Source organism: Bacillus sp. FSL R5-0523, assembly GCF_037975295.1.
In the GTDB taxonomy this organism is placed as follows: Bacteria; Bacillota; Bacilli; order Bacillales; family Bacillaceae; genus Bacillus; species Bacillus subtilis.
This window is the reverse complement of the sequence record NZ_CP150251.1, coordinates 3543967-3556718: the sequence shown is the minus strand read 5'-3', so window position 1 is coordinate 3556718 and position 12752 is coordinate 3543967. Positions and strand designations below refer to the sequence as shown.

The window sequence follows — 12752 nt, the reverse complement described above, 5'->3', positions numbered from 1 at the left end:
ACGAAATGGTTTAAAGGAAACCAAATGATGCGGGTTGCATATGTTATGTCATGACATATATCTAATACAGGGCAAATAAAAAAATAGGCTTCCGTACCTCCGCCGGCAGCCTATTGAAACAATGAAAACTTAGATTATTTGTATTTCTTTTTGACTACCCAGCAATTGCCGTCTTTCCAGTATTCTTTTTTGCTGTCATAATCATCGTGTTTTTTGTAGTGTTTCTTATGGGAACGATATGATTTTTTGTGAGTGCGGCATGATTTTTTAAAGCTGCGAGATCTTTTGTGAGTGCGACATGACTTTTTAAAGCTGCGAGATCTTTTGTGTGTACGACATGACTTTTTAAAGCTGCGAGATCTTTTGTGAGTGCGGCATGACTTTTTAAAGCTGCGAGATCTTTTGTGGCTACGAGATCTTTTATGGCTGCGAGATTTTTTGTGGCTGCGGGATCTTTTGTGAGAACAGAATGATTTTTTGTGGCTGCGAGATCTTTTGTGAGAGCAGAACGATCTTTTGAAGCTGCGAGATTTTTTGTGACTGCGAGATTTTTTGTGAGAGCAGTATGATTTTTTATGGCTGCGAGATTTTTTGTGAGTGCGGTGCGACTTTTTATGACTGCGTTTTTTTCCATGAGGCTCTTGGTATAAATAATCCTTTAAACCTTCTTTTTTTGCGGATTTCACCGCTTCTTTGATGTCAGAATGGGAATAGTGGCCCAATTTGAAATCCTCCTTTTAAAAATGATGTTAAGGATGAAGATCCTTACTACCCTCATAGTACGCGCGGTTTTAAAAAGTGTATAAGTGTTCCGCTGAGATCTTATAAAAATAAAAGCCTAAAATTTGTAAGGAGGATTATGGATGAAGAATCAATCCAATTTACCGCTTTATCAGCTGTTTGTTCATCCAAAAGATTTGCGTGAATTAAAAAAGGATATATGGGACGATGATCCGGTGCCAGCTGTGATGAAGGTAAATCAAAAAAGGCTGGATATTGATATCGCTTATCGGGGATCACATATCAGAGACTTCAAAAAGAAGTCATACCATATTGCCTTTTATCAGCCGAAAACATTCCGCGGCGCGCGAGAGATTCACTTAAATGCGGAGTATAAAGACCCTTCCTTGATGAGAAACAAATTGTCTCTGGATTTTTTCTCGGAGCTAGGGACACTGTCTCCAAAGGCAGAGTTTGTGTTTGTAAAGGTGAATGGGAAGAATGAAGGGGTTTATCTTGAACTTGAATCCGTAGATGAATATTATTTGGCGAAAAGGAAGCTGGCTGATGGCGCGATTTTTTACGCGGTGGATGATGATGCTAACTTTTCTCTGATGAGCGATTTGGAAAAGGAAACGAAGACGTCGCTGGAGCTTGGATATGAAAAGAAGACAGGGACTGTGGAAGATGATTTTTATTTACAGGATATGATTTTTAAAATTAATACTGTCCCTAAAGCCCAGTTTAAGTCAGAAGTGACAAAACACGTGGATGTCGATAAGTATTTGCGCTGGCTTGCCGGTATTGTATTCACCTCGAACTATGACGGGTTTGTCCACAACTACGCATTATACAGAAGCGGGGAAACCGGATTATTTGAGGTGATTCCTTGGGATTATGATGCGACCTGGGGCAGGGATATCCATGGAGAGCGGATGGCTGCCGATTATGTAAGAATTCAAGGATTTAATACACTAACCGCCCGGATATTGGATGAATCCGAGTTTCGCAAGTCCTACAAGCGCCTGTTAGAAAAAACGCTCCAATCTCTTTTTACGATAGAATATATGGAACCGAAAATCATGGCGATGTATGAACGGATTAGGCCTTTTATCTTGATGGACCCATATAAAAAGAATGATGTTGAGCGTTTTGACCGGGAGCCGGATGTGATTTGTGAGTATATTAAAAACCGTTCACAATACCTCAAAAATAATTTAAGTATTTTATAATGTGTGAAAATAGGTATTTTGCTGAAAAAGCGACAATTAGGCTATTGAATTAGTTCAACAAATAAACGTGACACGTATATATGCAATATGTTTATCATCTATGTATAAGTGACTAGGAGGAACTTGAATGAGCAAGAGGAGAATGAAGTATCATTCAAATGATGAAATATCTTATTATAACTTTTTGCATTCAATGAAAGATAAAATTGTTACTGTATATCGTGGAGGTCCGGAATCTAAAAAAGGAAAATTAACTGCTGTAAAATCAGATTATATTGCTTTACAAGCTGAAAAAAAAATAATTTATTATCAGTTGGATCATGTGAAAAGTATTACTGAGGATACCAATAATAGCACCACAGCAATTGAGACTGAGGAAATGCCCGACGCTGACGATTTTCATAGCTTAATCGGACAATTCATGAACCAATCAGTTCAATTTAATCAAGGGGGTCCGGAATCTAAAAAAGGAAGATTGGTCTGGCTGGGAGATGATTACGCTGCGTTAAACACAAATGAGGATGGGGTAGTGTATTTTAATATCCATCACATAAAGAGTATAAGTAAACATGAGCCCGATTTGAAAATAGAAGGACAGACGCCATCAGGTGTCTTGGAAGCTGATGATTTAAGCGAGGTTTTTAAGAGTCTGACTCATAAATGGGTTTCAATTAATCGTGGAGGTCCGGAAGCCATTGAGGGTATCCTTGTAGATAATGCCGACGGCCATTATACTATAGTGAAAAATCAAGAGGTGCTTCGCATCTATTCTTATCACATAAAAAGCATCAGCTTAGGCCCAAAAGGGTCGTACAAAAAAGAGGATCAAAAGAATGAACAAAGCCAGGAAGACAATAATGATAAGGACAGCAATTCGTTCATTTCTTCAAAATCATATAGCTCATCAAAATCATCTAAACGATCACTAAAATCTTCAGATTATCAATCATCCAAATCTGGTCGTTCGTCACGTTCAAAAAGTTCATCAAAATCATCTAAACGATCTCCAAGATCATCAGATTATCAATCATCAAAATCATACAGCTCATCAGGTTCAAAGAGTTCATCAAAATCATCTAAACGATCGCCAAGATCATCAGATTATCAATCATCAAGATCACCAGGTTATTCAAGTTCCTTAAAAAGTTCAGGAAAACAAAAGGAAGATTATAGCTATGAAACGATTGTCAGAACGATAGACTATCACTGGAAACGTAAATTTTAATAGATAATGGAGGAGCATCAGATTAAGTGATGCCCTTTTTCAGTTAAAGGAGGAAAATCGTGAAAGGTTTGAATCAATTCCTTAACACAGATGTTGAGGTTGTCATTTCAGGAGATACAAGGTTTGTCGGCACCCTCATAGATATCGGACAGGATATTTTTGTTATTTTTGATGGCTGCAATTATCTTTATATTCCCTTGTTGCATCTTCATCAAATGAACAAGGCGAAAATAATGACCAGTACTGAGAAGCCATTGTTGATCAATCCGGAAGATCCAATGATAGAGGCAGAAACTCAAGCTTTTTCATATAGAAATACATTAAACAAGGTCAAAGGCCAGTTTATTGAAGTTTATGTAACTGGGGGTCGATCGATCCATGGGTATGTTACAAATGTTTTAAACGATTATATTGTATTTTTCTCACCCGTATTTAAAATACTTTTTATATCTATGCATCATTTAAAATGGTTTACCCCTTATTCAACTGAACAAACACCGTATACGCTTGACAACTCACAATTGCCGGTCGTGCCTTCCAAAGTTCCTCTTGTACGTAATTTTGAGGAGCAGATCAAAAAAAATATTGGTGAATTGGTCATATTTGATATGGGAGAGGTGCCAGAAAAAGTCGGACTATTAAAGGATGTCTCTAATAATATCATTGAGCTTATTAACGCAAATGGAGAGCCAATCATTTGGAAGTTAAATCATCTAAAGACAATGCATCTTCCCTAGTGTATGCAAAACTGCCCTCTTGAATAGCAGAAGGCAGTTTTTCGTTTCATACTGTACTAAAGAAATAACCAACTGATCCAAAAATATAAACATGTTAACGTAAAAAGAACAGTCAGCGGAATGATGATAATGGTCGTTTTTATATATTCGCCCCATGAAATACTTTCATCATGCTGTTTTAATATATGCATCCAAATAAGCGTTGCTAAGGTTCCCATAGGTAATAATAATGAACCGATATCACTGCCGATAATATTTGCCAAGTAGATGATTTTTGTTGTTGAAGGATTCAGGGTCATTTCAGTTAAGGTAAAAGTACTGATCATTAACGCTGGATGATTGTTAAAGAGATTAGAAAAAACAGAAGTAGAGATACCTGATGCGAAAGTTGCATGGGCGAGGCTTCCAGAAACCACAGGTTCAAAATAATTCACAAGTAACTCAGTGAATCCAATATTATGCAGACCATAAATTAAGACATACATAGTAAAAGCGAATATAAAAATGTGCCAAGGCGATTTATATAACAAGTCTCTTGGGGAGGTTTTGAAATAAATCCATCTCCAGCTCAAAAGGATAAAAGATCCGATGACAGCGACTAGAGGAACAGAAATACCGGTATATGATGCTGCAAATAGACTCATTCTGACGAGAAAAACAAATGCAAGCACAAACAACATGATTTTTGTTTGATTTCGTTCTGGTAAAGGAGCTGATGGCGAATGAAGAGGATGGTACCTTCTATGCCGCAGAGACTGAAAATGGCTCGGTATATCTGGAAGGCTCTTGGGAAGACGTTTATAAAAGAACATAAACAGTAGACAAGTCATAAAAATGAGTCCCATCATACTAGGGACAAACATCATGGCAGTGTGAAGATATAGATCCATTCCAATGATTTTGAGAGAAATTAAATTAACAATATTACTTACGCCAATCGGTGCGCTAGAGGCTGTGGCTATTAAAACACCGCTTAATAAATATGGGGTTTTTTGATGTTTTTTTAAACCTAAATATTTTAGTACAAGCAAAAGGATTGGAGTTGTGATCAAAATGCTCCCATCATTATTCAGGAAAATGGTCATGAGAAAGCAGAGCAAATTGGTTAGCCAAAAAAGCTTGATGCCTGAACCCTTGGATTGTTGGAGCAGTTTTGCAGCCACCCAATAAAAGAAACCAAAGCTTTCTAGTGCAATGGCCATAATCATAGTGGCAAGGATTGTAACCGATGCACCCGTGACTTTTGTTCCGATTTCCCCTAAGTCTGCCAATGACACACTTCCGCACAATAAAACCATTAAAGCGCCAAATGTGGCGGGGATAGCTTCATTTAGTCCTTTTGGTCTCCAGAAAATAAAAATCATTGTTACGAAAAAAGCGAGCAATGTGAATATGCCGGTGAACTCAATAATTTACTTCACCTCTCTATCTTTCATTTTTAAAATCAAACTAATGTCCTGCGCTTACTGATGTCCTTGCCAACTATTTGTACTGTATGTATACGTATACTGATATAAAGTTGTACTAAGCGATTATATTAAATTAATAAAAATTCCATAAGAATCCAAAAGAAAAAAGAGATTGCAAGTATTGTTCATGTACCTGCATCACTCTCTTTAGTTCTTGTCTGCTGACAATTTGAAATATGAATAAAATGCTTTATAAGCGGATTATGATTGTCTTTGCGGTAAGCGATAACCCATTCGGCATTAAGCTGTATTTGGTCCATTTTTCGATAAGTAACATCCAAATTAAATAATTTTTTGGCTGAGGAAGGAACAAATGTCATACCAATTCCGGCACTGACTAAACCAATCACCATTTGATATTCTGTGGCTTCCTGGACAATGTTGGGTCTGAAGCCCGCTTGTTCACAGAACTGAATAAAATCCATGTATAGAGTAGGCCATGCTTCTTTAGCAACAGTAATAATTGGTTCATCTCTTAAATCCTCAATCGTAATTGATTCCTTAGAAGTCAATGGGTGTTGCTTAGGCAAAGCTAAAACACAAGGGCTGCTTTGGGCGGTTTCGATATGTAAAGCTGTATGCTGTAAGGGAGGATGAAGTATACCAATATCAATGTTGCCCTTTAGTAGCTCCTCCTGCTGCCTAGACGAGGATATTTCACGCAGTTCTATTTTCACAGATGGGAATTTTTTTCGATATTCCCGGACAATCGGCGGCAGAAATTCATATGTAGCTGATCCGACAAAACCGATTACGAGAAGGCCTTGCTCGCCGCGGGCCGTCCGCTGTGCCAGTTCAATTCCTTGTCCGATTTGCATCAATGCCATGCGGCAATGATTTAAAAAGATTTCTCCTGCTGCGGTAAGCTCGACAAATCGTTTTGTCCTTTTCAGAAGCGTAACTCCGACTTCTTCCTCCAGCTGTTTGATCTGCTGGCTGAGAGGAGGCTGCGTCATGTTCAGCCGCCGGGCAGCCTTTCCGAAATGAAGCTCTTCGGCTACTGCGATAAAGTATTGAAGATGGCGAAGCTCCATTCAATATGCATTCCTTTCCATAGGTTAATAATTCGTATTACATATTAATCATAAGGCGAATCGATATTGGAGGTCAATTTCCAAAGAGTGTATAGTGAAACTTATCACAAGATATTTAAAATTTTACGTTTAAAATGCATAATAAGGAGTGAGGGTGTTGACAAAAGCAACAAAAGAACAAAAATCCCTTGTGAAAAACAGAGGGGCGGAGCTTGTTGTTGATTGCTTAGTGGAGCAAGGTGTCACACATGTATTTGGCATTCCGGGTGCAAAAATTGATGCGGTATTCGACGCTTTACAAGATAGAGGACCTGAAATTATCGTTGCCCGGCACGAACAAAACGCAGCATTCATGGCCCAAGCAGTCGGCCGTTTAACTGGAAAACCGGGAGTCGTGTTAGTCACATCAGGACCGGGTGCCTCTAACTTGGCAACAGGCCTGTTGACAGCGAACACTGAAGGAGACCCTGTCGTTGCGCTTGCTGGAAACGTGATCCGTGCAGATCGTTTAAAACGGACACATCAATCTTTGGATAATGCGGCGCTATTCCAGCCGATTACAAAATACAGTGTAGAAGTTCAAGATGTAAAAAATATACCGGAAGCTGTTACAAATGCATTTAGGATAGCGTCAGCAGGGCAGGCTGGGGCCGCTTTTGTGAGCTTTCCGCAAGATGTTGTGAATGAAGTCACAAATACGAAAAACGTGCGTGCTGTTGCAGCGCCAAAACTCGGTCCTGCAGCAGATGATGCAATCAGTGCGGCCATAGCAAAAATCCAAACAGCAAAACTTCCTGTCGTTTTGGTCGGCATGAAAGGCGGAAGACCGGAAGCAATTAAAGCGGTTCGCAAGCTTTTGAAAAAGGTTCAGCTTCCATTTGTTGAAACATATCAAGCTGCCGGTACCCTTTCTAGAGATTTAGAGGATCAGTATTTTGGCCGTATCGGTTTGTTCCGCAACCAGCCTGGCGATTTACTGCTAGAGCAGGCAGATGTTGTTCTGACGATCGGCTATGACCCAATTGAATATGATCCGAAATTCTGGAATGTCAATGGAGACCGGACAATTATCCATTTAGACGAGATTATCGCTGACATTGATCATGCTTACCAGCCTGATCTTGAATTGATCGGTGACATTCCGTCCACGATCAATCATATCGAACACGATGCTGTGAAAGTGGAATTTGCAGAGCGTGAGCAGAAAATCCTTTCTGATTTAAAACAATATATGCATGAAGGTGAGCAGGTGCCTGCAGATTGGAAATCAGACAGAGCGCACCCTCTTGAAATCGTTAAAGAGTTGCGTAATGCAGTCGATGATCATGTTACAGTAACTTGCGATATCGGTTCGCATGCCATTTGGATGTCACGTTATTTCCGCAGCTACGAGCCGTTAACATTAATGATCAGTAACGGTATGCAAACACTCGGTGTTGCGCTTCCTTGGGCAATCGGCGCTTCATTGGTGAAACCGGGAGAAAAAGTGGTTTCTGTCTCTGGTGACGGCGGTTTCTTATTCTCAGCAATGGAATTAGAGACAGCGGTTCGACTAAAAGCACCAATTGTACACATTGTATGGAACGACAGCACCTATGACATGGTTGCATTCCAGCAATTGAAAAAATATAACCGTACTTCTGCGGTCGATTTCGGAAACATCGATATCGTAAAATATGCGGAAAGCTTCGGAGCAACTGGCTTGCGCGTAGAATCACCAGACCAGCTGGCAGATGTTCTGCGTCAAGGCATGAACGCTGAAGGTCCTGTCATCATCGATGTCCCGGTTGACTACAGTGATAACATTAATTTAGCAAGTGACAAGCTTCCGAAAGAATTTGGGGAACTCATGAAAACGAAAGCTCTCTAGCACTCTGCGCATCACGACACTGTTTTATGAACAGCACTAAATAAAAGGAGTGAAGGGAAATATGAAACGAGAAAGCAACATTCAAGTGCTCAGCCGTGGTCAAAAAGATCAGCCTGTGAGCCAGATTTATCAAGTATCAACAATGACTTCTCTATTAGACGGAGTATATGACGGAGATTTTGAACTGTCAGAGATTCCGAAATATGGAGACTTCGGTATCGGAACCTTTAACAAGCTTGACGGAGAGCTGATTGGGTTTGACGGCGAATTTTACCGTCTCCGTTCAGACGGAACTGCGACACCGGTCCAAAACGGGGATCGTTCTCCGTTCTGTTCATTTACGTTCTTTACACCGGACATGACGCACAAAATTGATGCGAAAATGACACGCGAAGACTTTGAAAAAGAGATCAACAGCATGCTGCCAAGCAGAAACTTATTTTATGCAATTCGTATTGACGGATTGTTTAAAAAGGTGCAGACAAGAACGGTAGAACTTCAAGAAAAACCTTACGTGCCAATGGTTGAAGCGGTCAAAACACAGCCGATTTTCAACTTCGACAACGTGAGAGGAACAATCGTAGGTTTCTTGACACCAGCTTATGCAAACGGAATCGCCGTTTCTGGCTATCACCTGCACTTCATTGACGAAGGACGCAATTCAGGCGGACACGTTTTTGACTATGTGCTTGAGGATTGCACGGTTACGATTTCTCAAAAAATGAACATGAATCTCAGACTTCCGAACACAGCGGATTTCTTTAATGCGAATCTGGATAACCCTGATTTTGCGAAAGATATCGAAACAACTGAAGGAAGCCCTGAATAAAAGAAAAAAAGAAAGCCCCTTTTAGCAGGGCTTTCTTTTTATTTGGCTCTTTTCCTGATTTTAGATAAAATAACATCAAAACAGTAAAGGTGTGGTCTGATGAAAATATTGGTTTTGGCAGTGCATCCTCATATGGAGACCTCAGTTGTTAATAAGGCGTGGGCTGAGGAATTGAGTAAACATGACAATATCACAGTACGGGATCTTTATAAGGAATACCCGGATGAAGCGATAGATGTTGCGAAGGAACAGCAGCTGTGCGAGGAATACGATCGGATTGTCTTTCAATTCCCGCTATATTGGTACAGCTCTCCGCCGCTCTTGAAAAAATGGCAGGATCTTGTGCTGACTTACGGCTGGGCTTTTGGTTCAGAAGGAAATGCCTTGCATGGCAAGGAGCTGATGCTGGCTGTATCAACAGGGAGCGAAGCGGAAAAATATCAAGCGGGCGGAGCAAATCATTACTCGATCAGTGAGCTATTGAAACCGTTTCAGGCCACGAGTAATCTGATCGGCATGAAGTATCTGCCTCCATATGTGTTCTATGGCGTGAATTATGCAGCTGCAGAGGATATTTCTCACAGTGCAAAACGGTTAGCCGAATACATCCAGCAGCCTTTTGTTTAAAAGAAAGCCCTGTCCAACATACGGCAGGGCTGTATTAGTTTAAAAATCCGGCAGCTCAGACAGGTTATTTTCCTTGATGCCGTCCGGTTCACTTCGCAAAATGTCACGCCCGTATTTATGGAAGACATCAACATGAGCGAGTTTTCCTGATTTTGCTTCTGACAGCGCAGTAGGGTAGTCGAGCTCTCTTCCTGTATTGGTTTTCACTGCGATAATATTGTCTTCCTCATTTCTTCTAACCGCAATAATTTCTTCTTTTCCAGATGGAACACTTTCCTGGTCGACAGTTGTTTGCCGGGCTTTATACGATTCATATGCTGCTTCAAATTGATCCATATTTACACCTCCGCTTTTTAGAGTGAACAAAAATGTCGATGATCATGTAAGGTTTCGACACAGCATACGACAATATTTCCTGAGAAATATCTTGGGAATGTGACAAATCAATTTATAATAAAAGGGATTCCGCATAAATGCGAAATCCCTTTCAGTTATTTTGTCATGTGTAAATCCTTTGTTTTCATATAACCTGTCGCACCGCCGTAATCAACGAATACCCAATCAAAATCAAAACCGCCTTTATTCGTTTTACTCCAGCCTAAAAAAGAAACGCTTGTGTCTGCTGGAAGAGTCTTAATGCTCTTTCCATCAGCGGATGTATATACTTTTGTTTTTGTTTTGGTTTTTACCGTTGTCGCTGCTTTTACAATGTAATGAGTGGATACAAATCCTATTTTTCCGTTTTTATACTGAACCTTTGCCCAGTCAGCATTTGAGAAGGAAATCAGCTTTAGGCTATCTCCTAAGTGCAGCGTATCGGCTTTCTGGCTTGATGCGGAAGGCTTCGTTCTGACATTTAGAGCCTCTGCTGATACCAAATAAGAATCAATCGGATAACTGTATAAATCATCAATGCTTACCGTTGTTTCTGGCTGTTGGGCATGGATCGTTCCAGCGCCGCCAGCAGCAGCCGCAGTCATTCCAGCCGCAAGTGCTAATGTTGAAAATAGTTTTGTTGGTTTGTTCATGCCGTTCCTCTCCTCACGTAAGAGAAATAATTCATTCTATATCTCTATTCACGTTATCGCAGGTTCCTAAACATCAGACAATTATTTTTGTGTTTCTAGTTTGAGAGGCGCGGATATTGTTTTTTGCACTTTTTTTCCGTGCAAAATATCATCTGCTGCTTCTGTAGCCAATTTACCGATTAATTCAGGCTGCTGAGCGACGGTGGCTGACAGCTTTCCGTCTTTAATGGAAGCGAGCGCATCTTTATTGCCGTCAAAACCGATCACCAATATGTCTTTCCCCGAGCTGTTAATTGCCTCGAGAGCACCGAGCGCCATTTCATCGTTGTGAGCAAAAACAGCTTGGATATCAGGATGTCCCTGCAACAGGTTTTCCATGACAGTCAGGCCTTTCGTGCGGTCAAAGTCAGCTGATTGTTTTGTGACAACTTGGAGCTTTTGGTCTGCGATGTTATGGAATCCTGAGCCGCGTTCCCGTGTGGCAGATGCGCCGGGGACGCCTTCAAGCTCTGCCACCTTTGCTCCTTTTCCAAGTTTGTCGGCAATAAACGCCGCGGCCATTTCACCGCCTTTTACATTATCGGAAGCAACGAGGGTTTCAACTTTTCCTTGTTCGGCAGATCGATCGATTGTTACGACGGGCACACCGACTGCGTTTGCAGATTCTACTGCCGTTGAGATCGCCGAAGAATCAGTCGGGTTGATTAATAATGCATCAACACCTTGCTGAATTAAATCTTCCACGTCACTCGTCTGTTTCGATGAATCATTTTGTGCATCAACAATGATGACTTTCATTCCCCGTTTTTTAGCTTCTTTTTCGATACCCTTTTTTAATGAGACAAAAAAAGGATTATTAAGTGTTGAGACGGACAAGCCAATGGTGAATTCCTTTTTGTTCCCCGAGTTTGACGGCTTTGCCCATTGGGGAGGCTCAAGCGAACAGGCGGTTAATAAAAATAATGATAACGTTAAAATGACGGATACAGCCTTTTTCATGTGAAAACCCTCCTAAGCTGACTTCTTGCGGTCTAACAATACCGCAATTAAGATAACAATCCCTTTGACAACCAGCTGATAAAATGATGAGACGCCAAGCAGATTAAGTCCGTTATTAAGTGTGCCGATGATCAGCACCCCGATTAACGTGCCAACAATGCGCCCTCGGCCGCCGGAAAGACTTGTCCCTCCTAAGACGACTGCCGCGATAGCATCAAGTTCGTACGATTCCCCCGCAGTCGGCTGGGCCGAATGCAGGCGGGAAGTCAATATGGCACCTGCAAGAGCGGATAAAAGCCCGGCTAAAGAATAGATCATCACTTTCACGCGCGTCACTTTGATGCCTGAAATGAGCGCGGCTTTTTCGTTGCCGCCAATAGCGTACGTTCGGCGTCCGAATGGTGTTTTATGAAGAAGCACCCAAAGGATGACAAAGGCAAGAACCATCGTAATCGCCGGTACAGGAGTGCCTAAAAAGTAACCGCGTCCGAACATCTGAAAAGCGTAGTTTGTGCCAAGTCCGGTAATCGGATTTCCATCTGTATACACTAGTGTCAGTCCGCGAAACACAGTCATGGTCGCAAGCGTGGCGATAAAGGGTGCCATTTTTCCTTTAGTAATCAATAATCCGTTGATCATGCCTAGTACGGCACCAATGATACAGCCAAGGATGATCGCGAGAACCGGATCGACACCGGACACAATCATCCCCGCAACTAAAGCACTGGACAGGGCAAGAATAGCGCCGACAGAAAGATCAATGCCGCCTGTCAAAATGACAAAGGTCATCCCGAACGCGATTAATCCGTTAATGGCGACCTGGCGAAGCAGGTTTAAAATATTCAGCGGTTCAAGAAAGCTGGGATTTAAAATAGATACAATGATAACGAGAATAAATAAACCAAGAAACGGGCCGAGTTTTTGCATGACTCCGTCGAAGTGAATCCGTTTTTGTTCTGTTTGCAGTTGTTCCGTTTTCATA

13 protein-coding genes are annotated in these 12752 nt (G+C 41.2%); 6 read left to right on the top strand and 7 right to left on the bottom strand.

The features are described from left to right. Nucleotides 1-134: 134 nt before the first annotated feature. Nucleotides 135-722, bottom strand: coding sequence for a spore gernimation protein GerQ (locus tag NYE53_RS18165; RefSeq protein WP_339246084.1), 588 nt, complete (start codon nucleotides 720-722; stop codon nucleotides 135-137). A 141-nt stretch (nucleotides 723-863) separates the two neighbouring features. Here NYE53_RS18165 and cotH point away from each other — a divergent pair, with 141 nt between their 5' ends. The 3 genes from cotH (at nucleotide 864) to NYE53_RS18150 (ending at nucleotide 3914) form a co-directional block, all read left to right on the top strand. Further along, nucleotides 864-1952: a spore coat protein CotH gene (gene cotH / locus NYE53_RS18160; protein ID WP_032722649.1), complete on the top strand. Its 1089-nt coding sequence runs from the start codon at nucleotides 864-866 to the stop codon at nucleotides 1950-1952. A gap of 127 nt (nucleotides 1953-2079) precedes the next feature. Further along, the gene (locus NYE53_RS18155; protein WP_339246080.1) at nucleotides 2080-3177 is read left to right on the top strand and encodes a spore coat protein CotH; all 1098 of its coding nucleotides are present in this window, start codon (nucleotides 2080-2082) and stop codon (nucleotides 3175-3177) included. Nucleotides 3178-3236: 59 nt separating this feature from the next. After that, a complete protein-coding gene (locus NYE53_RS18150; RefSeq protein ID WP_339246078.1) occupies nucleotides 3237-3914 on the top strand; it encodes a DUF2642 domain-containing protein in 678 nt (225 codons plus the stop codon). 56 nt (nucleotides 3915-3970) lie between these two features. On the opposite strand, the gene NYE53_RS18145 is transcribed toward NYE53_RS18150, so the two are convergent. Further along, complete coding sequence (locus NYE53_RS18145) at nucleotides 3971-5299, bottom strand: arsenic transporter (RefSeq protein ID WP_137201066.1); 1329 nt, start codon at nucleotides 5297-5299, stop codon at nucleotides 3971-3973. A gap of 209 nt (nucleotides 5300-5508) precedes the next feature. Continuing rightward, nucleotides 5509-6417, bottom strand: a complete 909-nt coding sequence (alsR, locus tag NYE53_RS18140; RefSeq protein ID WP_003227859.1) for an acetoin biosynthesis transcriptional regulator AlsR — start codon at nucleotides 6415-6417, stop codon at nucleotides 5509-5511. Nucleotides 6418-6574: 157 nt separating this feature from the next. On the opposite strand from alsR, the gene alsS reads away from it, so the two are divergent. The 3 genes from alsS (at nucleotide 6575) to NYE53_RS18125 (ending at nucleotide 9743) form a co-directional block, all read left to right on the top strand. Beyond that, a complete protein-coding gene (gene alsS / locus NYE53_RS18135) occupies nucleotides 6575-8287 on the top strand; it encodes an acetolactate synthase AlsS (RefSeq protein ID WP_339246075.1) in 1713 nt (570 codons plus the stop codon). Nucleotides 8288-8348: 61 nt separating this feature from the next. Continuing rightward, a complete protein-coding gene (gene budA, locus NYE53_RS18130) occupies nucleotides 8349-9116 on the top strand; it encodes an acetolactate decarboxylase (protein ID WP_003244457.1) in 768 nt (255 codons plus the stop codon). Nucleotides 9117-9215: 99 nt separating this feature from the next. Beyond that, nucleotides 9216-9743 carry an NAD(P)H-dependent oxidoreductase gene (locus tag NYE53_RS18125; RefSeq protein WP_003242788.1) on the top strand — a complete coding sequence of 176 codons (528 nt, stop codon included), beginning with the start codon at nucleotides 9216-9218 and terminating at the stop codon, nucleotides 9741-9743. A 39-nt stretch (nucleotides 9744-9782) separates the two neighbouring features. Here NYE53_RS18125 and NYE53_RS18120 read toward each other — a convergent pair whose 3' ends face one another. From NYE53_RS18120 to rbsC, 4 genes are all read right to left on the bottom strand, one after another. Continuing rightward, nucleotides 9783-10079, bottom strand: coding sequence for a DUF3892 domain-containing protein (locus NYE53_RS18120; protein WP_327828453.1), 297 nt, complete (start codon nucleotides 10077-10079; stop codon nucleotides 9783-9785). Nucleotides 10080-10234: 155 nt separating this feature from the next. Then, a complete protein-coding gene (locus NYE53_RS18115) occupies nucleotides 10235-10771 on the bottom strand; it encodes an SH3 domain-containing protein (protein WP_021480756.1) in 537 nt (178 codons plus the stop codon). Between the two features lie 81 nt (nucleotides 10772-10852). Then, a complete protein-coding gene (gene rbsB, locus NYE53_RS18110) occupies nucleotides 10853-11770 on the bottom strand; it encodes a ribose ABC transporter substrate-binding protein RbsB (RefSeq protein WP_024572245.1) in 918 nt (305 codons plus the stop codon). Between the two features lie 12 nt (nucleotides 11771-11782). Further along, nucleotides 11783-12751, bottom strand: coding sequence for a ribose ABC transporter permease RbsC (gene rbsC, locus NYE53_RS18105; RefSeq protein ID WP_339246073.1), 969 nt, complete (start codon nucleotides 12749-12751; stop codon nucleotides 11783-11785). Nucleotide 12752: the final 1 nt, after the last annotated feature.